The organism is Pseudomonas sp. SDO5271_S396, assembly GCF_054071795.1.
Window position 1 is genome coordinate 117,028 of sequence record NZ_JBSVWB010000001.1, and the last position, 25,027, is coordinate 142,054.

The following is a 25,027-nucleotide window of genomic DNA, read 5'->3' on the forward strand; positions in this document are numbered from 1 at the left end:
CTATAAAAATATAAATGTCTATTTTTTATAATTAACTTATAACTAATCGGACTTTTACGACGGCGATCTATACAAATACTGTTACATCCAGCACCGACCCCTGACCAGGTGGAGGCCTTGCCTAAACCGTCAATTCAATCAGGGGTTCATCATGCGTCACATCGCCGTTCCCGATCGCCTGGCACTCGCCATTTCCCTCGCGCTGTTCGGTGCGTCTGTCCACGCTGACGACGCCGCCCTGCCGGTGGTCAACGTCACTGCCGAACACCGCAGCGAAGACCTGCAGAAAACCCCGCTGGCGATTTCTGCGTTCGATGAAAAAAACCTCGACGATAAACAGATCCGCAGCGTGCGTGACCTGGCGGGCCAGGTGCCGAACCTGACCCTCAGCCGCCAGTCGATCTCATACAGCGCCCAGACCTACGGCATTCGCGGTATCGGTGAAACCGACCCGATCCAGGAAGCCGCCGTGGCGGTGTATGCCGACGATCTTTACATCCCGCGGGCGATTTCCTCGATGCTCGACTTCAACGATGTGGAGCGCGTCGAAGTGCTGCGCGGTCCCCAAGGCACCTTGTACGGACGCAACAGCAGCGCCGGTGCGATACGCGTGATCACCCGCGATCCCACCCAGGAAACACGTGGTTTCGTCGAGCTGGGCGCGGGCAGTTACAACGCGCAGAACGGGCGCTTCCTGATCAGCGGCCCCCTGGTGGACAACGCCCTGTTCGGCAGCTTTTCGGCGATCCGCCTGAGCCGCGATGGCACGGTGTCCGACCCTACGCGCGGCAAGGATGTGAACAACATCGATATCCAGTCCTATCGCGGCAAGCTGCGCTACAAACCCGAAGATTCGCCATGGGATGTGCAACTGACCCTCGCCGGCACCTTCGACCGTGGCGATACCACCAGCTACACACCGTTCGATGCCAACGGCCACTTCGACAAGTTCAAGAGCTACAGCAGCCTCGACCCGAAGAACCGCCTCGATCAGGGCAGTTCGGTACTGCGCGCGATCTACACCATCGACGATCACTTGAACGTCAAGTCGGTCAGCGCCTGGTCGTCCTTCAACCAGCCGGTGGACTACGACAACTCCGGCCAGGCCGCGCTGATCCAGAACAACCTGATCCTCTACAAGCAGAACTACGCCACCCAGGAATTCCAACTGAACGGCGACTACGACGACTTCAGTTTCAGCACCGGTCTGTACCTGTACCGCGAACGCTTCGACGCCGACCGCGACAACCTCACCTATTCCATCGCGCGCAACCAGGTGATCGGCCAGGGCCAGTACAGCACCACCAACACCGAGAGTTACGCGTTGTATGGCCAAGGCACCTACAAGCTCACGCCACAACTGTCACTGATCGCCGGCTTGCGCTTTACCCGCGAACACAAGAACTTCGATTTCACCAATTACGCGATCACCACCGAGCGGCAGATCACCGGCACCAACTTCGTGGCCGAGTCGAGCAAATCGTGGCAGTCCACCAGCCCGAAAATCGGCGTCGAGTACGCCTGGACGCCCCACTTCAACCAGTACGCCTACGTCGCCAAGGGCTTCAAGGCCGGGGGCTATGACAACCGCGCGCCAACCCGGCTCGCGGCTGAACAGGCGTTTTCTCCGGAGGATGTGACCACCTGGGAGACCGGCTTCAAGGGTGACTTCTTCGACCAGCGCCTGCGCGCCAACGTGGCGCTGTTCTACAACGACTACAAAGACTTGCAGACCAATGCCTACGATCCGGCGCTGGGGGTGAGCCTGCGTACCAACGTTGGTCGGGCCCACACCTACGGTGTTGAGCTGGAAACCCTCACCGCCCTGAGCCGCGACCTGCAACTGAGCGCCAACCTCGGCTACCTGGAAAGCCAGTACGACGACTTCCAGAACGCCGCCGGTGCCGGCGTGGATGCCAACGGCAAGCAGCTGGTGCTCTCGCCGCGCTGGAACGCCAGCGTCGGTTTGAACTACACGATCCCCGCCGGTTTGCCCGGCACCTGGCTGGCCGGCACCGATGCGCAGTTCCAGACCAAGTCCTACGCCAACGCGTTGAACGACGACATCCAGGAAGTGCCGCAACAGACCTTCTGGAATGCCAACACCCGCTACATCAGCGGCGACGGCCACTGGACCACCACCCTCGCGGTGAAAAACCTGCTGGATCGCGCCTACCCGCAATCGGTGGGTTATGTGCCGTCCAGCGGTGCCCGCTACTACTCGATCAATGACCCTCGGACGCTGTTGCTGTCCGTGCGCTACGACCTCTGACCCCCGCTGTTTCAAGGAGAGAATCATGGCTTTCACTCGCAGGGAACTGATTTCCCGTATCGCCGCCGTGGGCGGTTATTCCGCCGCGGTCAGCGCCCTGGACGCCCTCGGGCTCACGCCCCAGGCCGTGGCCTCGACCTTTACCCCGCTGCAATTGGGCAGCGCCGGCAAAGGCAAGAACGTGGTGGTGGTCGGTGCCGGGATTTCCGGTCTGGTCAGCGCCTACGAGCTGCGCAAGGCCGGCTTCAACGTCACGATCCTGGAAGCCCGTGACCGTGTGGGTGGGCGCAACTGGACCCTGCGCCGTGGTACCCGGGTCGACTTCGATGACGGTATCAGCCAGACCGTCGACTTTGACGAAGGCCAGTTCTTCAACGCCGGCCCCGCGCGCATTCCCAGCCATCACCAGACGCTGCTCGGTTACTGCCGCGAGCTGGGCGTGGAGTTGCAGGTGCTGGTCAACAGCAGCCGCAACGCCCTGGCCCTGCCCGATACCCGGCAACCCGCGTTCCAGCTGCGCCAGGCGGTGAATGACACCCGCGGCCAGCTCTCGGAACTGTTGGCGCGCACGGTAAGCCGCAAGGCCCTGGACCAGGACTTGAGCGTGGATGACCGCAAGGCGTTGCTGAATTTCCTCAAGGTCTACGGCGACCTCAACAGCGACTTCCAATACAAAGGCTCGGTGCGCTCCGGCTACACCCGCGTGCCCGGTGCCGGCGACCAGACCGGCGTGACCCGCGCGCCGCTGGAACTGCAAACCCTGCTCAACCCCAAGCTGTGGGGCGCGCTGGTATTCGATGAAATCCCGGAGTTCTCCTCGACCATGTTCCAGCCGGTGGGCGGCATGGACCGCATTCCGGCGGCGTTCTACGAGCACCTCAAGGATGCGGTGCGCCTGAACGCCGAAGTCACCGACATCCAGACCTCCGAGCACGATAGCCGTATCGCTTATCGCGACCGTATCAGCGGCAAGGCTCAGGTGCTGAGTGCCGACTACGCCATCGTCACCGTGCCCCTGCCGTTGCTGGCGAAATTGCCGAGCAACTTCAGCGCGCCGTTCAAGCAAGCGATCCAGACCGCACAAAGCGACCAGGCCAACAAGGTGGCCTGGCAGTCTCCGCGCTTCTGGGAGACCGACTTCAACATCTACGGCGGCTTGTCGTACCTCGACCATGAAGTCAAAGGCCTCTGGTACCCCAGCGACCGCCTCAACAGTGCCCAGGGCATTCTGGTGGCGGCCTACAACACCAGCGAATCGGCCCAGGCATTCAGCCGCAAATCCCTCGCCGAACAGTTCGCCTCATCGCGCCAGGCGGTGGAGCTGCTGCACCCCGGCCACAGCGCCAAACTGCACAAACCGGTGGCGATCAACTGGTCGAAGGTCAGCTTCAGCAAGGGCCCGTGGATCGTCAACGACGAGGTCGGCGAAAGCGCCTACCGCCTGCTCAACGAGCCCCAGGGCCGCACTTACCTGGCCAGCGACGCCCTGGCCCATGGCGGCGTGGGCATCTGGCAGAACAGCGCCGCCGATTCGGCGCGACGCATCGTGTCGCTGATCGGCCGCCACGCCGAACGCCAGCAACCGGGCGTGGCCGCCTGACATTTCTCACTCAAGGACTGACCCCATGAAAACCCTCTTCGCAGGCTTGCTGATGACCGCTACCACCCTCACCGCCCACGCCGATGACATCAAGCGTGTGCCGCTGCCCAACTCCAGCTTCCCGATTTCCCTGGCGGTGTCGGTTCCGCCGCAGACCGAATTACTGTTTGTGAGCGGCCTGCTCGCCGACCTGCATGACCCCACTGCGCCCAAGGATTCGTTCGCCGCCTACGGCAACACCGCGACCCAGACCACGTCGATCCTCAACAAGCTCAAGGGTGTGCTGCAAGACCAGGGCCTGGACCTGGGCGATGTGGTGCAACTGCGTGTCTTCCTGGTAGGCGATCCGGCCAAGGGCGGCAAGCTGGATTTCGCCGGGTTGCAGGAAGGCTACACACCGTTCTTCGGCAGTGCCGAGCAACCGAAGAAACCCGCACGCACCGCCGTGCAGGTGGTGGCGCTGCCGCTGCCGGGCGGCCTGGTGGAAATAGAGGCGGTTGCCGCGCGCAAACGCTGACCAGGACATCCACCGAGTTCAAGGAGCTTCACTCCCATGCACACCCGCCCCCTATTGCTGCCGCTGTCACTTGCGTGCGGCCTGGCATCGCTCGGCCTCGACGCGGCCGAAGAACGTTCCCCCACCCTCGACACCGTGGTGGTCACCGGCAACCGTGGCGCCGAACAACGCACGGTCACCACCAGCCCCACCCCCATCGATGTGATCAGCGGCGAGCAGTTGCGCGCCGTGGGCAAACCCAGCCTGCTGGAAGCGCTGGGCAAGCTGATCCCCTCGTTCAACCTGCCCGACCGCGCCGGCTGGGATGCCAGCGGTGTGGTGCGCTCAGCCACCCTGCGCGGCCTCACCGCCTCTCACGTGTTGGTGTTGGTCAATGGCAAGCGCCGGCACACCAGCGCGACACTGAACATCAACGGCATCAACAGCGGCGCGGCGCCCAGTGACCTCGACCTGATCCCGGTGGCGGCCATCGACCATGTGGAAGTGCTGCGCGACGGTGCCGCTGCCCAGTACGGCTCGGATGCGATTTCCGGGGTGATCAATATCATCCTCAAGCAAACCACTGGCGGCAGTTCCGACACCACCCTGGGGCAGAACTACGACGGCAAGCGCGGCACTGGCCAGGAGGCCTTGAATTACGGGTTCCAAGTGGGTGAAGCCGGTGTGCTCAATGTGTCCCTCGACACCCGTTATCAGGAGCGCGACAACAAGGCCGGCAGCAACGGCTACAGCAGCCATTACTACCCGCTGGCCGACGGCTCGCCGGACCCGCGCGAGGCCAGCGCCAGCCACCATACCTACAAGGGTTATGGCGCGCCGCGCAGCCAGTTGGCCGATGTGGCCTACAACCTCGACCTGCCGCTGAACGACCACCTGACGCTGTATTCGTTTTCTACCCTGGCCACCCGCGAGAACAACGACGGCCAGAACTTCCGCCTGCCCAACGGGCGCAACACCATCACCACCGGGCCCAACGGCTATCCCGACGGCTACAGCCCGTACTGGCTGGTCAACGAGACGGACTTCCAGTCGGCCTTCGGCGCCAAGGGTGACGCTGTGGCCGGCTGGGCCTGGGACCTGAGCAGCACCTACGGGCGCAACTACGCCAAGCAGCGCACCTACGACAACCAGAACCCGTCCCTGGGAGAAAGCACACCGAACAAGTTCACCTCGGGGATCTACATCGCCGACCAGTTGACCAGCAACCTGGACCTGAAAAACAGCTATGAGATTGGCCTGGCCAAACCGCTGGATGTAGCGTTCGGCTTCGAGCATCGGCGTGAAAGCTACGAAACCCGTGCCGGCTCCGAGGCCTCCTACATCGACGGCGGCTATGTGTTCCCGGTCGGCCATCCGCGTGCCGGGCAAAGCCCCGACCCGGGGGCGCAGGTGACCAATGGCATCAGCCCGCAGGACGCGGCGAAGATCAGCCGCAACAGCGTCGCCAGCTACATCGACCTGGGTTTCTACCCCACCGAGCAGTGGTACATCGGCGTGGCCGGGCGCTACGAGCATTACAACGAAGGCGTGGGCGGCACCCGCAGCGGCAAGCTCAGCACCCGCTATGCGTTCAGCCCGCTGTTCTCGGTGCGTGGCACCTTGAGCAACGGCTTTCGCGCGCCGTCCCTGGCCAACGAGATCTTCACCGCACGCTCCACCGGTTTCGACACCATCAATGGCGTATACCAGTCGTACAACTACGTGATCCTGCCGGTGGACTCAGCCGGGGCCCAGGCGCTGGGAGCCAAGTCATTGAAGCCGGAACGCTCCACCAACTTCAGCCTCGGCTTTGCCCTCACCCCCAGCGATGACCTGAGCCTGACCGTGGACGGCTACGTGATCAACCTGCGCGACCGCCTGGTGCTCAGCGAACGCTTCCAGGGCCCGGGGGTCGCGGCCCTGCTGGAGGGCATCGGCGTGCCGGCCACGGCGGGCGCGCAGTACTTCACCAACGGCGCCAACACCCGAACCTCGGGCGTCGACGTGGTGGGCAACTACCGGCAGAACCTCGACCGCTACGGGTCGGTGAAGTGGACGGCAGCGCTGAACTACAACCACACGCAAATCCTCAGCGTCAACGACACGCCGGCGGAACTGCGTGCCCTGGGCGACTTCCAGTTGATGGGGCGCCAGTCCCGTGCGTTGATCACCAAGACCTCGCCCAGCAGCAAGCTGATTTTCTCGGCCGATTGGGCGATCCATGATGTCGACGTGAACCTGCGCCTGACCCGCTATGGCACCTACACCGAGGTCAACAGCTCCAGCGACGCCAGCCTCGACCGCACCTACTCGGCCAAGTGGATCACCGACCTCGACGTGGCCTATGCCCTCACCAAACAACTGACCGTGGCGGTGGGCGCGCAGAACCTGTTCGACAAGTACCCCGACCACATTGGCGTGAAGAATTCCTCGTTCGGCGACAACTGGGGCAGTTACTCGCCGTTCGGGTTCACGGGGGGTTATTACTACAGCCGCGTGCAGTATGCGTTCTGATCAGCAACCGCTGGCCAGGCGCTCGCGCAGAAACTCCACCAGCGCCTGCACCGGTCGCGAGCTTTGCCGGTGCTGGGGGTACACCGCCGACAACGTCAGAGCCTCGGGGGCGAACGCGTCCAGCAAGGTCACCAGGCGCCCGTCCTGCAAGGCCTCGGCGACGATGAACGTCGGCAGGTAGGTGATGCCCAGGCCGGCCACGGCGGTGTCGCGCAACAGCTCGCCGTTGTTGACGCGCATCCGCCCGCTGACATTCAACGCCTGCACCTTGCCCTTGGTCTGGAACCGCCATTGCACCTGGCGGCCATGGCCGTAGGGCAGGCAATCGTGATCGGCCAGGTCCTCGGGTTTCAATGGCGTACCGCGCAAGGCCAGGTAGTCGGGACTGGCGCAGTACACCCGCGGGATGCTGGCGATGCGGCGGGCGATCAGGGTGGAATCTTCCAGGGTGCCGATGCGCAGCACCAGGTCGTAGCCTTCGCCGATCAGGTCCACGGGGCGGTCGCTCAGGTCGACCTCCACCGACACCAGCGGGTGGCGTTGCAGAAACACTGGCAGCAGGCAGCCCAGGTGCGCCATGGCAAACGACAGCGGCGCACTCAGGCGAATCGTGCCGCGCGGCTCGCTGTTCTGGCCGGCAATGCCCTGCTCCACCTGCTCGACTTCGGCAAGCAGGCGCAGCGCGGACTCGTAGTAACTCTGGCCCAGCGGCGTGACATCCAGCCGCCGCGTGGAACGGTTGAGCAGGCGTACGCCCAGGCGGTCTTCCAGCTGGATCAGACGCCGGCTGACGAATTGCTTGGACAGGCCCAGTTGGTCAGCGGCGGCGGTGAAACTGCCGGACTCCATGACCTGACAGAACAGGCGCATGTCTTCGAAGGGGTTCATTGTCGCTTCTCGGTGGACATTTTTCGGATTTATAGCCTGCCAGTGGTCACACCACAAAACAAAATGTGGGAGCTGGCTTGCCTGCGATGGCGCTGTGTCAGCCGACGTTATTGTCGACTGATACACCGCCATCGCGGGCAAGCCCGGCTCCCACAGGGTTCAACAGCAGTGCTTAGCGGGTAAACGCCGCGTAGCTGTTCATCAGGTTGCGGTAGTTGGGGATGCGCGGCGACAGCAGGTTGGCCAGGCCTTCCATGTCGTTGCGCCAGTCCACCTGCAGCTCGCAGGCCACGGAGAACCAGTTCACCAATTGCGCGCCAGCTGCTGTCATGCGTGCCCAGGCGGCTTGTTGCACGGTTTCGTTGAAGGTCCCGGAGGCGTCGGTGACCACGAACACTTCAAAGCCTTCAGCCAGGGCCGACAGGGTCGGGAACGCCACGCAGACGTCCGTCACCACACCGGCGATGATCAATTGCTTGCGACCGGTGGCTTTCACCGCCTGGACAAAGTCGGCATTGTCCCAGGCATTGATCTGGCCAGGACGCGGAATGTATGGCGCATCCGGAAACAGCTCTTTCAACTCGGGCACCAGCGGGCCGTTGGGGCCGGTTTCGAAGCTGGTGGTGAGGATGGTCGGCAACTTGAAGAACTTCGCCAGGTCGGCCAGGGCCAGCACGTTGTTCTTGAACTCGTTCGGCGAGAAATCCTGTACGAGGGAGATCAGGCCGGTCTGGTGATCGACCAACAGGACGACCGCATCATCTTTGTTCAAACGGTTGTAAGCCATGGGGGTAACTCCTTTGGGGGTTTGAAGCGTTTTTCAGAAGGCAAAACACGAGCAGCCGAACGCCCCCCAGAAACCCTGGAAGTCGCTGACCGGCACGTTGGAAAGACGCGCTTTTTCGTGGCCGTGGGCGTGCACGCCGCACGGACCGCTGCACTGGTGTACCTGAGCTTGCAGCGGCGAAGCCGGACGCCAGTGCCCCGGCACCTTGACCACCGGCGACCAGTCCGGCAGCACCGGCACCCGTGGCGGTGCGTAATCCTCGAAGTCACCGGCGCCGTACACCACCTTGCCGCCGACCACGGTCAACACCGACTCGATCCACTTGATGGCTTCTTCATCGACGCTGAAAAAGTCCGCCGACAGCGCGGCCACGTCCGCCAGTTGGCCGACCTTGATCTGGCCCTTCTTGCCCTGTTCGGACGAGAACCAGGCGCTGCCATGGGTGAACAGTTCCAGTGCGGTGAGGCGCGGCAGGCCTTCGGCATGCAACTCCAGGCCGCCGACGGTGCGACCGCTGACCATCCAGTACAGCGAGGTCCACGGGTTGTAGCTCGACACCCGCGTGGCGTCGGTGCCCGCCCCCACCGGCACGCCTTCGGCCAGCATGCGCTTGATCGGCGGCGTGGCCTCGGCGGCCTTGGCGCCGTAGCGCTCGACAAAGTATTCGCCCTGGAAGGCCATGCGGTCCTGGATCGCAATGCCGCCGCCCAACGCACGCACGCGCTCGATGTTTTTCGGGGTGATGGTCTCGGCGTGGTCGAAGAACCACGGCAGGCCATTGAACGGAATGTCGCGGTTGACCTTCTCGAACACATCGAGCATGCGCGAAATGGACTCGTCATAGGTGGCGTGCAGACGGAACGGCCAGCGCTGTTCCACCAGGTGACGCACCACCGGTTCCAGTTCCTGCTCCATGGTCAGCGGCAGGTCCGGGCGTGGCTCCAGGAAGTCTTCGAAATCCGCGGCCGAAAACACCAGCATCTCGCCGGCGCCGTTGTGTCGCAGGTAATCATCGCCCTGGTGCAGGGTGACGCTGCCGGTCCAGTTCTTGAAGTCGGCCAGCTCTTCCTTGGGCTTCTGGGTGAACAGGTTGTAGGCGATGCGCACCGTCAACTGTTCCTCCTTGGCCAACTGTTCGATCACCGCATAGTCATCCGGATAGTTCTGGAAGCCGCCACCGGCATCGATGGCACTGGTCAGGCCCAGGCGATTGAGTTCACGCATGAACTGGCGCGTCGAGTTGACCTGGTACTCCAATGGCAGCTTGGGGCCCTTGGCCAGGGTGGCGTAGAGGATCATGGCGTTGGGTCGCGCCACCAGCATGCCGGTGGGATTGCCCTGGCTGTCACGCACGATCTCGCCGCCCGGCGGGTTGGGCGTGTCCTTGGTGTACCCGGCCACGCGCAGGGCCGCGCGGTTGAGCAAGGCGCGGTCGTACAGGTGCAGCACGAACACCGGGGTGTCCGGCGCGGCCTGGTTGAGTTCGTCCAGGGTGGGCAGGCGCTTTTCGGCGAACTGGAATTCGTTCCAGCCGCCCACCACGCGCACCCATTGCGGCGTCGGGGTGCGGTCGGCCTGGTCCTTGAGCATGCGCAGGGCATCGGCCAGGGACGGCACGCCTTCCCAGCGCAACTCGAGGTTGTAGTTCAAGCCGCCACGGATCAGGTGCAGGTGCGAGTCATTGAGGCCGGGGATGACAGTGCGACCCTTGAGGTCGATGACCTGGGTGCCGCTGCCGCGCAAGGCCAGGGCCTCACCGTCGGTGCCGACGACGACGAAGCGCCCATCACTGATGGCGACAGCGGTGGCGCGCGGGTTTTCACGGTCCACGGTGTGGAACTGGCCATTGAACAGAATCAGGTCGGCGTTCATAGGGTTTCCTTTACAGAGGCTTCAAGCCAGGGAGCGAACAGGCGGGTGGCCGCCGGCATCAGCAGGTAGACCACCAGCAAGACGATGGTCAGGGTCACCAGGAAGGTGGCGACCACGTAATTGGAGAGGAACGGGTGCAGACGCAGCACCGGGCCCCACAGGATCGGCACCAGCAGGGTCAGCGGCAGGATCACGCACAGCGTGACCACCGCCTGCTTCCAGCGTGGCGGCTTGAAGGCGCTGTCGGCCAGTGGCGCGAACCAGAATTCGTTGAGTGCACCGACTTCAGTGTTGTCGCCATCGGCGAGCATCGGCGCGGCTTCGTCGACCAGTGCTTTGCGCTGGGGGGAGTCGAGCCACAACTCAAGGTCGTCGGTGGAGCGGTAACGCAGTACGCAGGTGAACAGCGCCAGGCCGTTCTGCTGGCTGCGGACCACATCGACGCCAAGGTGGCCGGGGCGTTCACCGGCGATGCGCACGATGCGGCGCAGCCAGGTTTCGTAGTCGGCCTCACAGCCTGGTTTGATCAGGTGCTTGACGACCAGGGTGACGACTTCGTCGGGGCCGGTTTGGGGTGTTGGGTCCATGGTGATGCGTCTCCCCCGGGAGTGTTGAGCGATGAGGGGAGTTTGGTGGGGTTGGGGGTGTGGGGATTGGATGTTTGTGCTGTGCTTTTTTGGGATTGTGGGTATATCCGCTCCCACATTTGGACCGAGACCGGCTTCCAGAAACCGCTCACCTACCAGGCCGCCGCGCTTTTGATTTTGATCTTGGGCGCCCCATCAAACACGCTGGCCGAACGCAGGCTTGAATCCGGGGCCCACGGATTCAAACCACAGCAAGGTGCCGAGTGTTGGGGCAAGCCAGCCTCCACAGACAAAGCAGATATACCGCAAGAAACCGTTTAACACCCTATCGCTCAACTCTTCTTTTCATAACCAACGCCCTGTAAAGAAAACTTTATCTCCTTCCCCTTACCCGCCTCCCTGGTAATTTCCTGGTTACCTACCATTGCATTTTTATACCTGCCATATAAACCATCACTCTTGATAGATCCCGTCTTGATATTGCCCTTGTCATCTTGAGTGAACGGTGCTGAAAAGCTGCCACCTACCGTCGCTATCTGGGAACTTCGATCGATTTTTGCCCCGTAATGCTCGACGAACCCCGTGTTATGACCGGCCAACGCAACTTCTTTATCAACGTCTAAATCTTTGACATGTTGCTTGGGACCAGGTGTGTTCGCATCGGTGACATCCTGAATATAGGCCTTCAATCTCTTGGCGTTTTCAGGGTCTCGTTCCACGGTCAGGTTATATTTATGGCCAAACTTGAAATCCACCAGTGTGCTATTACTTCCACCTTTCCCCCCATCTGCCTCGGAGCGCCCCTTGGGGGCACTAAAGTGCGGACCGAACCCGGAAAACACGATCAATGCCTTGCCATCCCCGCGTGGCTGCATTCCGATGTATCCAGTCCCGAGATGCTTGCCCTTCTTATCATTGACGCCGAACTGCATCGCAAAATAATTTCCGCCGTCCTTGGCACTCTTCCTTTGAAGCCCTGCGTCAATACTCATGGGAAAGGTGATGTTACTCAGCCCAGGCGCGGGGGCGGGAAGTGAATAACTGATGTGAAATAAACCATTGGGCGCCGTGGCCACTTTTTTTATTTCAAGTTTGGGATCGCTTACCCGATCAAGTTTTGAATGTTCGGTTGTGCTTGAGCCCTGGGTAGTTATTTTTGGAGGGGGAACAGGTGCATGTTGCACCGACAGCGTACTTTCCGCATGTTCCTCACTTTGAGTCACTTGGGGTTGTGCAGGAAGCGTTACTGGCGAATTAGATAGAAAGCGATTTATCTGCATGATGGTTACGTGGCCTTTGTGAAATAACCTCACAACAGTAGAAATGCTTGTACATGCGTGACTATCAGATACATCACGCAAGCGGCTCGGACTTTACTTAACCACACACCTTTGAAATTGAAGTTGGTTACACGTCATTTCCTACAGTACTCAAATCCCCCGCGCCATATACTCCCCAATCCGCCCCCGCAACCACCGCTCCGCCGGGTCATTGTCATGCACCCCGCTCCACACCATCGACAACTCCGCCGCGTCGATCTCGAACGGCGGGTCCTCGGCCCGCAGCGAGGTCCCCTCGGTCAACGCACAGGCCGCATAATCCGGCACGGTCGCGATGATCTGCGTGCCCGCCAGCAACGCCCGCAACCCGCTGAACTGCGGCACCGCCAGCACCACCCGGCGGGCGCGGCCAATACGCGCCAGGTCCAGGTCGATATTGCCGCTCAGGTCCCCCGAAAACGACACCATCGCATGGGGCCGTTCGCAGTAGTCATCCAAGGTCAGCGGCGCGGCGCCGTCATCGCCACGCAGTACCTTGCACGGAATATCCCGCAGTTTCTTACGCTTGGCATTCGCCGGCAGTTCCGTGGTGTAACTGACCCCCACCGAAATCTCGCCACTGGCCAGCAGCGATGACATCAACAGGTAGTTGGCGCGGCGTACCACCACGACAATGCCCGGGGCTTCTTCGCGCAGACGGCTGAGCAACGGCGGAAACAGCCCGAACTCGGCGTCATCGGACAGACCGATGCGGAACACCGCGCAGCTGGAGGAAGGGTCGAAATCCTTGGCGCGGCTGACGGCGCCGGAAATGGTGTCCATGGCCGGTTGCAACTCCTTGAGTATCGCCACGGCGCGTGGCGTGGGCTCCATGCCCCGCCCGTTGCGCAGCAGCAGCGGGTCGTCGAACAAGTCGCGCAAACGCCCCAGTGCCGCACTCACCGCCGGTTGGCCCATGAAGAGTTTTTCGGCGACCCGGGTCAGGTTCTTCTCGAACATCAAGGCCTCGAAAATCACCAGCAGGTTCATGTCGACGCGGCGCAGGTCGTTGCGGTTCATGGGCGTATCCACAGGGTTGTCAGGCGGCCAGAAAAGCACGCAAAGCCACGCCGGGATTGCACGCCTGTGCTGTCTTTTGTGTGCCCCCCGCTGGCGAAATTAACAACGATTAACTCGTCAGCCAGAGGGTCCGGCACCAAGAATGAGCCGGTCTACACTGCATCCATTCAACGGGAACGCTCCCATCGACTGCGGATATTTGTCATGGCCCGACTCGCGCACTGTACTCCCCGTTTATCCGCCACCGGCGGCCTGTGCCCACGGCGCGAGCGTATCGCCAAACAACTGATCCTCGACAACCTCGGCGAAAGCCTGGCGATCGCCGAACTGGCCCAGGCCTGTGCGCTGTCGCGCAGCCATTTTTCCCGCGCCTTCAAGTGCAACACCGGGCTGTCGCCCCAGGAGTGGATTCGCCAGCAGCGCATCCAGCGAGCCAAGGAGTTGATCATCGGATCGTCCCTGAGCCTCACGCAAATCAGCCTGGAATGCGGCTTCTGCGACCAGGCGCATTTCTGCCATATGTTCACCCGCAGCGAAGGCATCAACCCGATGACCTGGCGCAATCACCACGTGCGCGACAAACCTCACGTGATCGCGGCCTAGTGGTCCTTGGCGTCGTGGCCTATGCTGGCCGCTCTTGTTTACCGGAGCATGGCCACCCATGAGTGACCTCAGCGACCAGGCCGTGCATTTCGGTCCTTACCGCATCCACCCGCGTCAGCGCCTGGTGCTGGAAGCCGGCCGTCCGCTGCGCCTGGGCCGGCGTGCGATGGACATCCTGCTGATCCTGCTGGAGCAGGCCGGCAACGTGGTGAGCAAGCAGGAACTGATCGCACGGGTGTGGCCCAAAAGCGTGGTGGAAGACGGCAACCTGCGGGTGCACATGGCGGCGTTGCGCAAGGCGTTGGGCGATGGCCAGGCCGGTCAGCGCTATATCGTCACCGTGGCCCAGCGGGGCTACAGTTTTGTCGCGCCACTGAGCATCGAGCCGATGACGCTGCCCACCGAAGGCACTCCACAGCGCCCGTGCCACAACCTGCCGTTGCGGCGTACGCGGATGATCGGCCGCCAGGCGCTGATCGACACGCTGGTGCAGCAATTGCCGCAGCAGCGCTTTATCACCCTGACCGGCGCCGGTGGCATCGGCAAGACCACCGTGGCGCTGCGCGTGGCGGAATTGTTGATCGGTCATTACCGCGACGGCATTCGCTTGCTCGACCTGGCGCCCCTCAGCACGTCCTCACTGATCCTGCCCAACCTCGCCGCCCTGCTCGACCTCACCCTGGCCGAACACGACCCGCTGCCAGGCGTGGCGCACAGCCTGCACGACCATCACTTGTTGCTGGTGATCGATAACTGCGAGCACCTGCTCGACGATATCGCACTGATCAGCGAGACCCTGCTGCGCCATGCGCCGGGCCTGCATATTCTCACCACCAGCCGCGAAGCCTTGCGCGCCGAAGGCGAACACGTGCAACGCCTGGAACCCCTGGCGTGCCCACCCGCTACCGGTAACCGCGCCCAGGCCCTGGGTTACCCGGCCCTGCAACTGCTGATCGAACGGGCGATGTCCCATCAGGACAGCTTCGAGCTCAGCGAAGCCCAATTGCCCCTGGCGATCGATATCTGCCAGCGCCTCGACGGCATCCCCCTGGCCATCGAGTTGGTGGCGGCCCAGCTCGAGCGCTTCGGCCTGCCCGGGCTGCTGGCGCAGATGGAGGACAATTTCCGCCTGCTGACCCGTGGCCGACGCAGCGCCCTGCCCCGTCACCAGACGCTGCGCGCCACACTGGACTGGAGCTTCGAGTTGCTCACGCCGTGCGAACAGATTTGCCTGCGTCGCCTGGCGGTGTTCCGGGGCGGATTCAGCCTGGCCAGCGCAGCGGCGGTGATCGCCGGGGACCGGATCGCACCGACCGAGGTGCTGGGATCGATCACCCAACTGGTGGCCAAGTCGCTGCTGAATGTGGAAGTCGGCGATGACGAAATGACCTATCGCCTGCTGGCTATCACGCGCACCTACGCCCTGGAAAAACTCAGCGCCGCAGCAGAACTCGACACCACCCGCGAACGTCACGCCGCCCGCTGCCTGGCACTGATGGATCAGGCGCAGGACGATTGGGAATTGACCGCGACCCAGACCTGGATCGACCGGTATGCGCCCCTGCGCGAAGACATCCGCGCCGCCCTCGATTGGGGCCTGGGCGAACACGGCGTGCACCTGCTGGGCATTCGCCTGACGGTCAGCGCGATGCCGCTGTGGCAGGAGCTGTCATTGCTGCGCGAACACGGGCTGTACGTGGGCAAAGCCCTGGCTCGGCTGGCCGAGTCGACGGCGCCGAGCCAACGTCTGCACATGGCATTGCAACTGGCACTGGGCAGCTTTGCCTACCATACCCAGGGCGGTACGCCGCAGACCATCGACGCCTTCGCCTGCGCGCGGCGCCTGGCGGAAGCAGGCAAGGATCTTGCCGGCCAGTTGCGCGCGGTATCGGGGCACATGGCGGTCAACCTGTGCTGCGGCAATTACCGTGAAGCCTTGGCGCAAAGCCTGCACTTCGATCAATTGGGCCCGCAGACCGAACCGTTGCTGGCCCTCAGCGCCCAACGCCTGCGGGTGCTGGCCCAGCACTTCGCCGGCCACCAGGCGCTGGCGCAGCACAACGCCGAACAGGTGATCCAGCGCATGGCCCACAGCGGCCATCTCAACCGTTTCACCCATGGTTTTGGCGTGCAGTACGACCAGAGCGTGGCGTCGCTGACCATCCTCGCCCGCATCCTCTGGTTGCGGGGGTTTCCCGAACGCGCCTGGCGCACCGCCAGCCAGGCGCTGGAACTGGCCCTGCAGATCAACCATGGCACCTCGATCTGCTACACCCTGGCCCTGGCGGGCGTAGTGATCGCCCGCTACAACGGTGACACCGCGTCGGCCCACTCACTGCTGGAGCTGTTGCTGCAACAGGCGCACAAACACTCGGTGCAGTTGTTCCACACCTGGGCCCGTCATTACGACGGCAGCGCTCAGCGTGAGGACTTGCAAGGCATTGGCCTGGTTGAAGACATCCTGGTGACCTTCGAAACGCTCGACGTGAGCGATGCCCTGCATGAACGCGCCAGAAGCGGCGCCGCCGGCTGGTGCACACCAGAGATCCTGCGAGTGCGCGCCGAAGCCGTACCGGATATACGCGCTCGCGAAACCCTGCTGCTGGAAGCCCTGGGGCTGGCCCACCAACAAGGCGCGCTGGCCTGGGAATTGCGCAGTGCCGCCTCGCTGGCGCGGTTGTGGCAAGGCCAGGGGCGCCGACAGGCTGCCCGCGACCTGCTGACCTCGGTCTACGGGCGCTTCACCGAAGGTTTCGCCACCCGTGACCTACTCCGCGTACGCAGCCTGCTCGACGAGTTGCAGGACAAACGGCCGGCCTGAAAAAGCCCCCAGGTAATGCCCGTAACCCTGCTGCAAACGCGCCACCTGCATGGGGTCGCGCAACTGCCCCAGGGCATAGCTGCGAATGCTGTTGAGCAACCGGTAGCGCTCGGGCCCCGGCCCGGGCTCCATCGTCAGCAGCGACGTCGCCACCAGGCGCTTTAGCAGGTAGGACAGGTCGGCATGTTCCAGCTCGGTGCCGGCCACCAGCTCGCTGAGTACGGGCAGGGTCACCGCCATCTTGAACAAACCCAATTGCAGGAACAGCCAACGCTCCGGCAGGCTCAAGCGCTCGTAGGTCCAGTCCAGCGCGGCTGTCAGCGATCGATGCCGTTCCACTGCCGTACGTCGACCGCCCACCAGTACCTGAAGACCCTGCCGTAATTGTGCCTGCACGCCGCGCACGCCCAGTGCTTCGACCTGGGCCGCCGCCAGCTCAAGGGCCAGGGGAATGCCATCGAGGCGCCGGCAGATGTCGCGCAGGGGCGCCAGGTCCTGCGGGCGCAGTTCGAAGCCCTGCTGGCCGGCCCGCACGCGTGCGACGAACAACTGCACTGCCGGGCAGGCCATGGCCTGTTCAACGCTACCCAGTTGCGAAGGTGCCGGCACCACCAGGCGCGGTACGGTTTGCAGCCATTCACCCGGCACATGCAGAGGCTCGCGGCTGCTCACCAACACACTTACTTGAGGCGCCAGTGCGTGCATCACCTTGACCAGATGGCGACAGGCCCCAAGCAACAAGTCTGCACCGTCGAGCACCAGCAACAGCCGGCGTGACAGCAGCTGGCGGGCCAACGCATTGGCGTTCATGCAGGGTTCAAGGTCGAGCGCGCGGGTGATGTGGCCCAGCATCGACACCGGCGCCTGCACCGTGGCCAGGTCCACCCACCACACGCCGTCTGGATAACGCGGCAGCACGCGCTCGGCCAATGCCAGGGCCAGGGTGCTCTTGCCCACGCCGGCACACCCGGTGAGGGTCATCAGGCGTTGCCCGGACAAACGGCGTACCAGCGCCCCCAGCAGCTCGTCGCGGCCGATCACCGGGCTGAGACGGGTGGCCAGGTTGTGCCGAGGCCTGGTGGCTGGAGCGCTGTCCTGCGCCGGCACCACGAAGCAGTAACCCCGGTGGGGCTCGTTGAGAATGTAGCGCTGCCCGTCCAGTGCGCGGCGCAAGGCGGCGATGTGCACCCGCAGGTTATTTTCTTCCACCACCGTATTGGGCCAGACCCGGGCGATCAGGGTGTCTTTGCCGATGAATTGTCCCGGCGTCTCCAGCAACGTCGCAAGAATGTCCAGCGCCCGACCGCCCAACGGCACCGGCCAACCGCCCTTGCTGACCAGGCGTTGTTGCCGATGAAAAATGTAGGGGCCGAAGCTCACCGTGTGGGGGTTATTCATGACGGTCACCGCGCTGGAACGCCCGGTCTTGGGCGTCTGCGCATCCTTTTCCCGGAGCGTCCGGCTATCTTGCCAGCTACCTGTGACAGGACAATGCCGGCACGGGGAGCGACACGGACATTCGGGTGCGTCAGACGGACATCACCCGGTCAACTGAACTGCTGGCGGTACTGGGTGGGATTGAGGCCGAGTTTTTCACTGAACAGAAACCGCATGTAGCGCACGCTGCCGAAGCCTGCATGGAAGGCCACGGTCTTGAGCGGCAGGTCGGTGGTTTCCAGCAGATGTCGCGCGCGGTCGATGCGTGCGCCTTGCAGAAAGGCCATGGGCGTCATCTGCACCTCCTTGGTGAACAACCGCGAGAAGTGTCGCGCACTCATGCCGGCGAATTCCGCCATCGACTCGATGCTGAAGGGTTGCTCCAGATGGGCCAGCACATGGTTCTGCACACGGGTGACCGGGGTTTCCAGGGGGGCCACGGCGGCAGTCATCGGGCTGAACTGGGCTTGGCCGCCCTGGCGCTTCATCACCACCAGCAGCACCTTCGCCACTTCCACCGCCACCTGCTTGCCGTGGTCCTGGGCGACGACCGACAGCGCCAGGTCAATGCCTGCCGTGACGCCGCCCGAGGTGATCAGGCGACCGTCCTGCAAGTAAATGCGGTCGGTCTCGACGATGGCCTTGGGGAACGCCTTGATCAACCGCTCGGTGTAATGCCAGTGGGTGGTCACGCGATGGCCGTCCAGCAGCCCGGCATGGCCCAGCACGAAAGCGCCGGTGCAGATCGAACCGAAGCGCTGCGCCCGTGGCGCCGCCTCTCTCAGCCAGGGCAACAGCTCGGGGTGACATTTGTTATAGGCACCGGGACCGCCGGGGATCAGCAGCAGGTCATAGGCGTCCTGTGCCTGGTCCAGCGACAGGTCGGGTTGCACCTTGACGCCATTGGAGGCGTACAACGCGCCAGGTTCGGTGCCCACGGTGAGAAGCTGATAGTGAGCCGCCGCCGGCAGGTAGCGATTGGCAATGGAGAACACTTCGAGCGGTCCGGCCATGTCGAGCAAGAGAAAGTCCGGAAACAGCGCCATGGCCACGGTTTTCATAACGGGAGAGGTCCATTGAGAAGAAAGGCGGTGCGCATTATGGCATGTCTTTTATAGTCAACCTGAAAGAGACAGTTATTCAGATTTCATCTTCTTAATGGATCATCCAGTAACCATTAATCTGTTCTCAACCCCAGCGCACTGCCTTTTGCAGACCGCGCTCACTTGAGGACAAGACCATGCTGACCCTTCGCAAAGCTTCCGAACGCGGCGCCGCCAATCATGGCTGGTTGAAGTCGTTCCACACCTTCTCGTTCGCCAACTACTGGAACCCCGCCGAGCAGGGCTTTTCTGACCTGCTGGTGATCAACGACGACCGCGTGACGGCCGGTAAAGGCTTCGGCCAACACCCGCACCGCGACATGGAGATCTTCTCGTATGTGCTTGAAGGCGCCCTGGAACACAAGGACACCCTGGGCACCGGTTCGGTGATCCGCCCCGGCGATGTGCAACTGATGAGCGCCGGCAGCGGCGTGGCCCACAGCGAGTTCAACCACAGCCAGAGCCGTGGCGTGCACTTTTTGCAGATCTGGATCGTGCCCAATGTGACCGGCGCCGAGCCACGCTATCAGCAGGAGCATTTCAGCGAGGCGCAAAAGCGTGGGCGCTTGCAGTTGATCATCTCGCCGGAAGGCACCGACGGCTCCCTCAACGTACGCCAGGACGCACGGGTGTACGCCGGGCTGTTCAACGGCGACGAAAGCGCGACTCTGGACCTGCCGCCACAACGGCATGCCTACATCCACGTGGCCCGGGGCAGTGTTGAAGTCAACGGTCAGCGCTTGCAGGAAGGCGACGGCGCCAGGGTGCGGGACGAGCGATACATCCGCCTGAGCCAGGGCGAAGACGCCGAAGTGCTGGTGTTCGACCTGCGTCCCCACGACCTGCCGCAGATGCCATGACCGGTACGGCGGTGGCCCCAAAATGGGTCATCGCTGGCGTCGATAGTCACCATCAGTGCAATGAAGTTCTCTTAAAAAATCCAGCGCGTAACATCAACCCCATACCAAGCGACACCTGAATCGAACACCTAAATCAAACATTCGGAGCACACCATCATGAAACGCCAAATCCTGCTTAGCCTCGCTTTCTCGGTTTTCGCTGTAAACGCTTTCGCTCACCCTGTTGTCGCCGAAGGCGGCGCTGATCGCCTGATGGACAGCCGCGTTGCCGAAGGCGGTGCGGATCGTCTGCAAGAACGCGGCCTGGCCGAAGGTGGTGCTGACCGCCTGCTGGAACGTGCCCTGGCCGAAGGCGGTGCTGACCGTCTGCAAGAACGTGGCCTGGCTGAAGGCGGTGCCGACCGTCTGCAAGAACGTGGCCTGGCCGAAGGCGGTGCCGATCGTCTGCAAGAACGTGGCCTGGCCGAAGGCGGTGCGGACCGTCTGCAAGAACGTGGCCTGGCTGAAGGCGGTGCGGATCGTCTGCAAGAACGTGGCCTGGCCGAAGGCGGTGCGGATCGTCTGCTGAGCAACCATGCATAACCCCGCGCTGTTGGCGGGACACCCCAAACCGGCCTGATCAGCCGGTTTTTTTTCGTCCGCAATAACCTTTCGCCCCCTTGATTCAGTCCGTAGTGACCAGGAACTTCTTGCGATAAGCCGCCGGCAGCATGCCCACCCGCTGCTGGAACAGTCGACGAAACGAGTTGCTGTCTTCATAACCCACCGCGTAGGTAATGCTTTCCAGCGTCATGCGGCTGGATTCAAGCATCTGCTTGGCGCGCTCCAGACGCAGTGTTTGCAGGTAGGCAATCGGCGTCAGCCCCGTGGCGTCCTTGAAGCGCCGCTTGAAATTACGTGCGCCAAAGCCGAAGCGCTGGGCGACGTCATCGATCACCAGGGATTTGGCGAAGTGCTGCTCCAGCCAATGCTGCACCTTCAGGATATCGCCGTCGCCGTGGCTTTTGGGCAGCGACCACATGGCGTACACCGACTGCTCGGTGCGCACGTTGTCGATCAGCAGGTACTTGCCGCAGGTCTGGGCCAGTTCCGGCGAACCGAAGCGACGGATCAGGTGCAACATCAAATCCATCGCCGCACTGGCGCCGCCGCAGGTGATCACGCGGTTTTCTTCACAGAGGATCTGCCCATCGTCCAGGTTCACCCCGGGATAACGCCTCCGGAACCACTCGGCGAACGCCCAATGGGTGGTCGCGCGCAGCCCTTGCAATACGCCGGTTTCAGCCAGCAGGAAGGTGGCCGTGCACATCGAAGCCAGTACGGTGCCGCGCGCATGTTGTTCCCGCAGCCACGGGCCATAGGCGGCGAAAGCAGGCAGTGCCTCTTTCAAGGTGAACAGAAACCCGGGAACCAGCACCAGGTCGGTCCGCCCAACCTGCGCCAGCGCGGTGTTTACCTGCAAACGCTGCCCGCCCCAGGCGTTCACGGCCTGGCCGTCGAGGGACGCGACGGTGATTTCAAAGGGCGGGCTGTCGGCGAACAGGTTGGCGGCGCTGAGCATTTCCAAAGCCAGGGTGGCACTGGCGGCGGAACATTGATCGGCGAGGAGCAAGGTGATGTGCATAAGGAAACCTTGTTTGCGCTTTTGGCATGCAATACGTCATTTACGCACCTACCTTAGCCGATTGCACGCCCTTACAGTGCAGCCATCGATCAACTGCCTGGCGTTTTTATGAATCTCTGGTTTCGCTTGCTGCACATGCTGTCCCGTCGCCCCTGGCGCACACCGGCCCATGGTTTGGACACCACGGTCATCCGCATGCGGGTCTGGCCGCTGGACCTGGACATCAACCGGCATGTCACCAATGGCCGCTACTTTTCCCTGGCCGATATCGCACGCATGGACTTCGTGTTGCGCACCGGCGCGTTTCGCGTGGCCTTGCGCAACAAGGCACTGCCGATCGTGGGCGACACCTGGGGCAAGTTCCGCCGCGAATTGAAACTGTTCGAAGCTTTCGACGTGCATACACGCATGCTCGGCTGGGACGCCAAATGGAGCTATATGGAGCATCGTTTTGTCAGCGGCGGTCGCATAGTCGGCGTGGTGGTGATGCGCGGGCTGTTTCGCTCCGCCAAAGGCACCCTGCCCCCGGCGGACTTCCTGGGCGAATTGGGCCTGCCCGAAGCGTCGCCGGCCATGCCGCAATGGCTCAGCGACTGGGCGCGCAGTTGTGACGAGATGAGTGGACAGTTGCGGGAAGAAGAGCACACCTGAACAACACCTTTGAGGGTTCAGGTCAGGGGTAAGCCGATTGATTGTGATGAACAGGAATTACTGTGGTGAGCAGGCTTGCCGAATCGTCGTACCGCCCGCGCCGGGGCGCGCAGCGGCCCTGAAACCTGCCACCCCGTTTTTCTGGAGAAACGCGGTGATCTGGTTATAGATCAGCCAACCCCAGATGCTCGCGCAGGGTCGAGCCTTCGTACGCGGTGCGGAACAAGCCCTTGCGTTGCAGGTGTGGAATCACGCTTTCGACAAACTCAGTGAACGATCCCGGCAGGTAGCCCGGGGAAATCACGAATCCGTCGCAACCGCCCTGTTCGAACAACGCCGCCAACTGGTCAGCGATCTGTGCGCCGGTGCCCACCAGTTGCGGCACGCGCACGCTGCTGGCGAAGATGCGCCCGAGTTGCTCCAGGGTGGTGTCCGGGCCCTGCATCAGCAGCTTTTCGGCGGCAGCGGCATGGATCAGCGGCGACTGGGCGATCTCGGCCAGGGTAGCGCTCAGCGGGAATGGCGACAGGTCCACGTTCAGTTGCGAGGCCAGTGTCACCAGGCCCAACTCCGGCCGCGCCAGGGCATTGTGCCGGTCGCGCTTGGCGCGGGCTTCGGCTTCGCTGCCGCCAATGAACGGCATGACCGCCGTGAGCACTTTGCAGCTGTCAGCCACGCGGCCTTGTTGCACCACTTGCGCACGCACGTCATCGCGAAACGCACGCATGGCCGCCAGGTGCGGGTGAATGGTGAAAATCGCCTCGGCCCAACGTGCCCCAAAGCGTCGTCCACGCCCGGACGAACCGGCCTGGATCAGCACGGGCCGGCCCTGGGGCGTGCGCGGAATGTTCAACGGGCCCTCGACCTTGAACCATTCCCCCTGGTGCTGCACCGACCGAATCAATGCCGGGTCCGCCAGCACACCGCTTTCGCGATCCAGCTTGAGGGCGTCCTTGCCCCAGCTGTTCCAGAGTTTCAGCGCGACTTCGACGAATTCGTCGGCGCGGTCATAACGCAGGTCATGTTCCAGATGCTTGTCCTTGCCGAACAGGCGCCCTTCGCTGTCGTTCATCGAGGTGACGATGTTCCAGGCCGCGCGGCCCCTGGACAGGTGGTCGAGGGTGGCGAACTCGCGGGCGATGTGCGCCGGTTCGTAATAAGTGGTGGAGCGCGTGGCGCCCAGGCCCAGCTTGCGGGTCTGCCCCACCAGATAAGACAGGATCGGCAACGGGTCGAGGCGCGTGGCGTCCTGGGCGCCATGGCGCAGGGCAAACTCGCGGGAGCCGCCCATCTGGTCGCCCACCGCGAGGCGATCGGCGAAGAACAGAAAGTCGAACAACCCCTCTTCCACCACCCTGGCCACACGGGCGTAGTAATCGGGATCGAGGTAGTTGCCCTGGGTTTGCGGGTGGCGCCATACCGCATGGCTGTGCACCACCGGCCCGCTCAACAGGAATGCGGATAAATGGATCTGGCGGCTCATGGTTTTGGCGTCCACAGGGTGATATCGGCGGCTTTCAGCGGCTTGGGAATCAGCTTGGCGGCGTAGTAGGTATCGGCGATGCGTTGCTGTTCGGCGAGGTTGCCCACCTTGACCGGGATGATGTCGTAGCTGCGTCGGCTGTTGGCCAGTTCCACCGTGGCCGGTGGGATATTGCCCCACAACGGCCCGAGAATTTCAGCGGCTTCCCTGGGATGGGCTTTCACCCACTGGCCGGTCTCGCGCAGGGTGTCGAAGGTGGCTTGCAGCACCTCGGGATGCGCCTTGGCGAACTTCGTGGTGGCCAGGTAGAACCGGTTGTAGTCAGCGAGGCCATCCTTGCCGTCGGCGATTACCCGCACATGGTGCTCGAGTTGTTGGGTGGCAAGGAACGGGTCCCAGATGACCCATGCGTCCACGCTGCCGTTGGCGAACGCCGCGCCGCCATCCGGCGCTTCGAGGTAACGCGGTGTGATATCGGCCAGGGTCAGCCCGGCTTTCTTCAGCGCAGAGATCAACAGAAAGTTGCTGCCCGAGCCCTTGGACACGGCCACCGTCTTGCCCTTGAGGTCGGCGAGGCTGTGGATCGGCGATTTGTCCTGCACGATGATCGCCTGGGCGCCGGGCGAAGAGTTTTCCTGGGCGTAATAGGTCAACGGGGCATCGGCGGCCTGGGTAAACAGGGCGAAGGCATCGGCCACGTCCGCGTGCAGATCGACACTGCCGGCGTTCAGCGAGCTGAGCAGGCCGGTGCTGAACTCATGCCAGCTGACAGTGAACCCCAGCGGCTTGAGGCGCTGTTCGAGCTGGCCATTTTGCTTGAGCAGAATCCACAACGTGGACGAACGCTGGTAGCTGATATCAAGGGTCTGTTCGGCATGGGCCGCCGCTGCGGCAAATAGCAGGCTGGCGGCGATAACGATTTTCCTGAGGGTCATGAAAGGCCTTGGCGTAGAAACGGTGAAAGGAAGTTGCATATGCCCAAAGACGGCACAAAGCCTGGCAATAAAGTTAATTCTATTATATTAAGGGCGAGCAATTATGAAAGAACCCTATAATTCTATCGTTATGCCCAATTCGTCGGACGGTGCAA

General features: G+C 62.8%; 20 protein-coding genes. 9 read left to right on the forward strand and 11 right to left on the reverse strand.

Features of this window, described 5'->3' with window-relative positions:
• Positions 1–151 precede the first annotated feature (151 nt).
• From ACW9IN_RS00520 to ACW9IN_RS00535, 4 genes are read left to right on the forward strand one after another with little or no spacing between them, the layout of a single operon-like run.
• Positions 152–2,272, forward strand: a complete 2,121-nt coding sequence (locus ACW9IN_RS00520; RefSeq protein WP_457364026.1) for a TonB-dependent receptor — start codon at positions 152–154, stop codon at positions 2,270–2,272.
• A gap of 25 nt (positions 2,273–2,297) precedes the next feature.
• Positions 2,298–3,872, forward strand: a complete 1,575-nt coding sequence (locus ACW9IN_RS00525; protein WP_457364027.1) for an FAD-dependent oxidoreductase — start codon at positions 2,298–2,300, stop codon at positions 3,870–3,872.
• Positions 3,873–3,897: 25 nt separating this feature from the next.
• On the forward strand, positions 3,898–4,389 hold the full coding sequence (locus ACW9IN_RS00530) for a RidA family protein (protein WP_457364028.1): 492 nt from the start codon (positions 3,898–3,900) through the stop codon (positions 4,387–4,389).
• Between the two features lie 36 nt (positions 4,390–4,425).
• Positions 4,426–6,882 (forward strand): TonB-dependent receptor plug domain-containing protein, encoded by a 2,457-nt coding sequence (locus ACW9IN_RS00535; RefSeq protein WP_457364029.1) that lies wholly within the window; start codon positions 4,426–4,428, stop codon positions 6,880–6,882.
• On the opposite strand, the gene ACW9IN_RS00540 is transcribed toward ACW9IN_RS00535, so the two are convergent.
• The 6 genes from ACW9IN_RS00540 to ACW9IN_RS00565 form a co-directional block, all read right to left on the reverse strand.
• Complete coding sequence (locus tag ACW9IN_RS00540) at positions 6,883–7,770, reverse strand: LysR family transcriptional regulator (protein WP_457364030.1); 888 nt, start codon at positions 7,768–7,770, stop codon at positions 6,883–6,885. It abuts the gene before it with no gap.
• Positions 7,771–7,942: 172 nt separating this feature from the next.
• Positions 7,943–8,557 (reverse strand): isochorismate family cysteine hydrolase YcaC, encoded by a 615-nt coding sequence (gene ycaC, locus ACW9IN_RS00545; protein WP_457364031.1) that lies wholly within the window; start codon positions 8,555–8,557, stop codon positions 7,943–7,945.
• Between the two features lie 33 nt (positions 8,558–8,590).
• Complete coding sequence (locus ACW9IN_RS00550; protein ID WP_457364032.1) at positions 8,591–10,429, reverse strand: amidohydrolase; 1,839 nt, start codon at positions 10,427–10,429, stop codon at positions 8,591–8,593.
• Positions 10,426–11,016 (reverse strand): antibiotic biosynthesis monooxygenase, encoded by a 591-nt coding sequence (locus ACW9IN_RS00555; protein WP_457364033.1) that lies wholly within the window; start codon positions 11,014–11,016, stop codon positions 10,426–10,428. The genes ACW9IN_RS00550 and ACW9IN_RS00555 overlap by 4 nt, the downstream gene beginning before the upstream one ends.
• Before the next feature lie 332 nt (positions 11,017–11,348).
• The gene (locus tag ACW9IN_RS00560) at positions 11,349–12,296 is read right to left on the reverse strand and encodes a hypothetical protein (protein WP_457364034.1); all 948 of its coding nucleotides are present in this window, start codon (positions 12,294–12,296) and stop codon (positions 11,349–11,351) included.
• A 150-nt stretch (positions 12,297–12,446) separates the two neighbouring features.
• Positions 12,447–13,355: a LysR substrate-binding domain-containing protein gene (locus ACW9IN_RS00565; RefSeq protein ID WP_457364035.1), complete on the reverse strand. Its 909-nt coding sequence runs from the start codon at positions 13,353–13,355 to the stop codon at positions 12,447–12,449.
• A 204-nt stretch (positions 13,356–13,559) separates the two neighbouring features.
• Between ACW9IN_RS00565 and ACW9IN_RS00570 the strand changes: the two genes are divergently transcribed.
• Together ACW9IN_RS00570 and ACW9IN_RS00575 are read left to right on the forward strand one after the other, a co-directional pair.
• The gene (locus ACW9IN_RS00570; RefSeq protein ID WP_457364036.1) at positions 13,560–13,958 is read left to right on the forward strand and encodes a helix-turn-helix domain-containing protein; all 399 of its coding nucleotides are present in this window, start codon (positions 13,560–13,562) and stop codon (positions 13,956–13,958) included.
• 58 nt (positions 13,959–14,016) lie between these two features.
• Positions 14,017–16,779, forward strand: a complete 2,763-nt coding sequence (locus tag ACW9IN_RS00575; RefSeq protein ID WP_457364037.1) for an ATP-binding protein — start codon at positions 14,017–14,019, stop codon at positions 16,777–16,779.
• Here ACW9IN_RS00575 and ACW9IN_RS00580 read toward each other — a convergent pair.
• A complete protein-coding gene (locus ACW9IN_RS00580) occupies positions 16,726–18,177 on the reverse strand; it encodes a winged helix-turn-helix domain-containing protein (RefSeq protein WP_457364038.1) in 1,452 nt (483 codons plus the stop codon). The genes ACW9IN_RS00575 and ACW9IN_RS00580 overlap by 54 nt on opposite strands.
• A 149-nt stretch (positions 18,178–18,326) precedes the next feature.
• Positions 18,327–19,277 (reverse strand): GlxA family transcriptional regulator, encoded by a 951-nt coding sequence (locus ACW9IN_RS00585; protein WP_457364039.1) that lies wholly within the window; start codon positions 19,275–19,277, stop codon positions 18,327–18,329.
• A gap of 179 nt (positions 19,278–19,456) precedes the next feature.
• Between ACW9IN_RS00585 and ACW9IN_RS00590 the strand changes: the two genes are divergently transcribed.
• A complete protein-coding gene (locus ACW9IN_RS00590; protein WP_457364040.1) occupies positions 19,457–20,179 on the forward strand; it encodes a pirin family protein in 723 nt (240 codons plus the stop codon).
• 156 nt (positions 20,180–20,335) lie between these two features.
• Positions 20,336–20,761, forward strand: a complete 426-nt coding sequence (locus ACW9IN_RS00595; RefSeq protein WP_457364041.1) for a hypothetical protein — start codon at positions 20,336–20,338, stop codon at positions 20,759–20,761.
• 82 nt (positions 20,762–20,843) lie between these two features.
• Here ACW9IN_RS00595 and ACW9IN_RS00600 read toward each other — a convergent pair whose 3' ends face one another.
• Entirely contained in the window at positions 20,844–21,803 is a 960-nt protein-coding gene (locus tag ACW9IN_RS00600; protein WP_457364042.1) for a GlxA family transcriptional regulator, read from the reverse strand.
• Between the two features lie 108 nt (positions 21,804–21,911).
• Here ACW9IN_RS00600 and ACW9IN_RS00605 point away from each other — a divergent pair, with 108 nt between their 5' ends.
• Complete coding sequence (locus ACW9IN_RS00605) at positions 21,912–22,454, forward strand: thioesterase family protein (protein WP_457364043.1); 543 nt, start codon at positions 21,912–21,914, stop codon at positions 22,452–22,454.
• A 163-nt stretch (positions 22,455–22,617) separates the two neighbouring features.
• On the opposite strand, the gene ACW9IN_RS00610 is transcribed toward ACW9IN_RS00605, so the two are convergent.
• Together ACW9IN_RS00610 and ACW9IN_RS00615 are read right to left on the reverse strand one after the other, a co-directional pair.
• Positions 22,618–23,937 (reverse strand): LLM class flavin-dependent oxidoreductase, encoded by a 1,320-nt coding sequence (locus ACW9IN_RS00610; RefSeq protein ID WP_457364044.1) that lies wholly within the window; start codon positions 23,935–23,937, stop codon positions 22,618–22,620.
• Positions 23,934–24,872 carry an aliphatic sulfonate ABC transporter substrate-binding protein gene (locus tag ACW9IN_RS00615; RefSeq protein ID WP_457364045.1) on the reverse strand — a complete coding sequence of 313 codons (939 nt, stop codon included), beginning with the start codon at positions 24,870–24,872 and terminating at the stop codon, positions 23,934–23,936. The genes ACW9IN_RS00610 and ACW9IN_RS00615 overlap by 4 nt, the downstream gene beginning before the upstream one ends.
• Between the last annotated feature and the right edge of the window lie 155 nt (positions 24,873–25,027).

Excerpts from the sequence above, each read along its gene's own strand:
- ACW9IN_RS00520 (WP_457364026.1), top strand. The coding sequence starts at position 152 with ATGCGTCACATCGCCGTTCCCGATCGCCTGGCACTCGCCATTTCCCTC.
- ACW9IN_RS00525 (WP_457364027.1), top strand. The coding sequence starts at position 2,298 with ATGGCTTTCACTCGCAGGGAACTGATTTCCCGTATCGCCGCCGTGGGC.
- ACW9IN_RS00530 (WP_457364028.1), top strand. The coding sequence starts at position 3,898 with ATGAAAACCCTCTTCGCAGGCTTGCTGATGACCGCTACCACCCTCACC.
- ACW9IN_RS00535 (WP_457364029.1), top strand. The coding sequence starts at position 4,426 with ATGCACACCCGCCCCCTATTGCTGCCGCTGTCACTTGCGTGCGGCCTG.
- ACW9IN_RS00540 (WP_457364030.1), bottom strand. The coding sequence starts at position 7,770 with ATGAACCCCTTCGAAGACATGCGCCTGTTCTGTCAGGTCATGGAGTCC.
- ycaC (WP_457364031.1), bottom strand. The coding sequence starts at position 8,557 with ATGGCTTACAACCGTTTGAACAAAGATGATGCGGTCGTCCTGTTGGTC.
- ACW9IN_RS00550 (WP_457364032.1), bottom strand. The coding sequence starts at position 10,429 with ATGAACGCCGACCTGATTCTGTTCAATGGCCAGTTCCACACCGTGGAC.
- ACW9IN_RS00555 (WP_457364033.1), bottom strand. The coding sequence starts at position 11,016 with ATGGACCCAACACCCCAAACCGGCCCCGACGAAGTCGTCACCCTGGTC.
- ACW9IN_RS00560 (WP_457364034.1), bottom strand. The coding sequence starts at position 12,296 with ATGCAGATAAATCGCTTTCTATCTAATTCGCCAGTAACGCTTCCTGCA.
- ACW9IN_RS00565 (WP_457364035.1), bottom strand. The coding sequence starts at position 13,355 with ATGAACCGCAACGACCTGCGCCGCGTCGACATGAACCTGCTGGTGATT.
- ACW9IN_RS00570 (WP_457364036.1), top strand. The coding sequence starts at position 13,560 with ATGGCCCGACTCGCGCACTGTACTCCCCGTTTATCCGCCACCGGCGGC.
- ACW9IN_RS00575 (WP_457364037.1), top strand. The coding sequence starts at position 14,017 with ATGAGTGACCTCAGCGACCAGGCCGTGCATTTCGGTCCTTACCGCATC.
- ACW9IN_RS00580 (WP_457364038.1), bottom strand. The coding sequence starts at position 18,177 with ATGAATAACCCCCACACGGTGAGCTTCGGCCCCTACATTTTTCATCGG.
- ACW9IN_RS00585 (WP_457364039.1), bottom strand. The coding sequence starts at position 19,277 with ATGAAAACCGTGGCCATGGCGCTGTTTCCGGACTTTCTCTTGCTCGAC.
- ACW9IN_RS00590 (WP_457364040.1), top strand. The coding sequence starts at position 19,457 with ATGCTGACCCTTCGCAAAGCTTCCGAACGCGGCGCCGCCAATCATGGC.
- ACW9IN_RS00595 (WP_457364041.1), top strand. The coding sequence starts at position 20,336 with ATGAAACGCCAAATCCTGCTTAGCCTCGCTTTCTCGGTTTTCGCTGTA.
- ACW9IN_RS00600 (WP_457364042.1), bottom strand. The coding sequence starts at position 21,803 with ATGCACATCACCTTGCTCCTCGCCGATCAATGTTCCGCCGCCAGTGCC.
- ACW9IN_RS00605 (WP_457364043.1), top strand. The coding sequence starts at position 21,912 with ATGAATCTCTGGTTTCGCTTGCTGCACATGCTGTCCCGTCGCCCCTGG.
- ACW9IN_RS00610 (WP_457364044.1), bottom strand. The coding sequence starts at position 23,937 with ATGAGCCGCCAGATCCATTTATCCGCATTCCTGTTGAGCGGGCCGGTG.
- ACW9IN_RS00615 (WP_457364045.1), bottom strand. The coding sequence starts at position 24,872 with ATGACCCTCAGGAAAATCGTTATCGCCGCCAGCCTGCTATTTGCCGCA.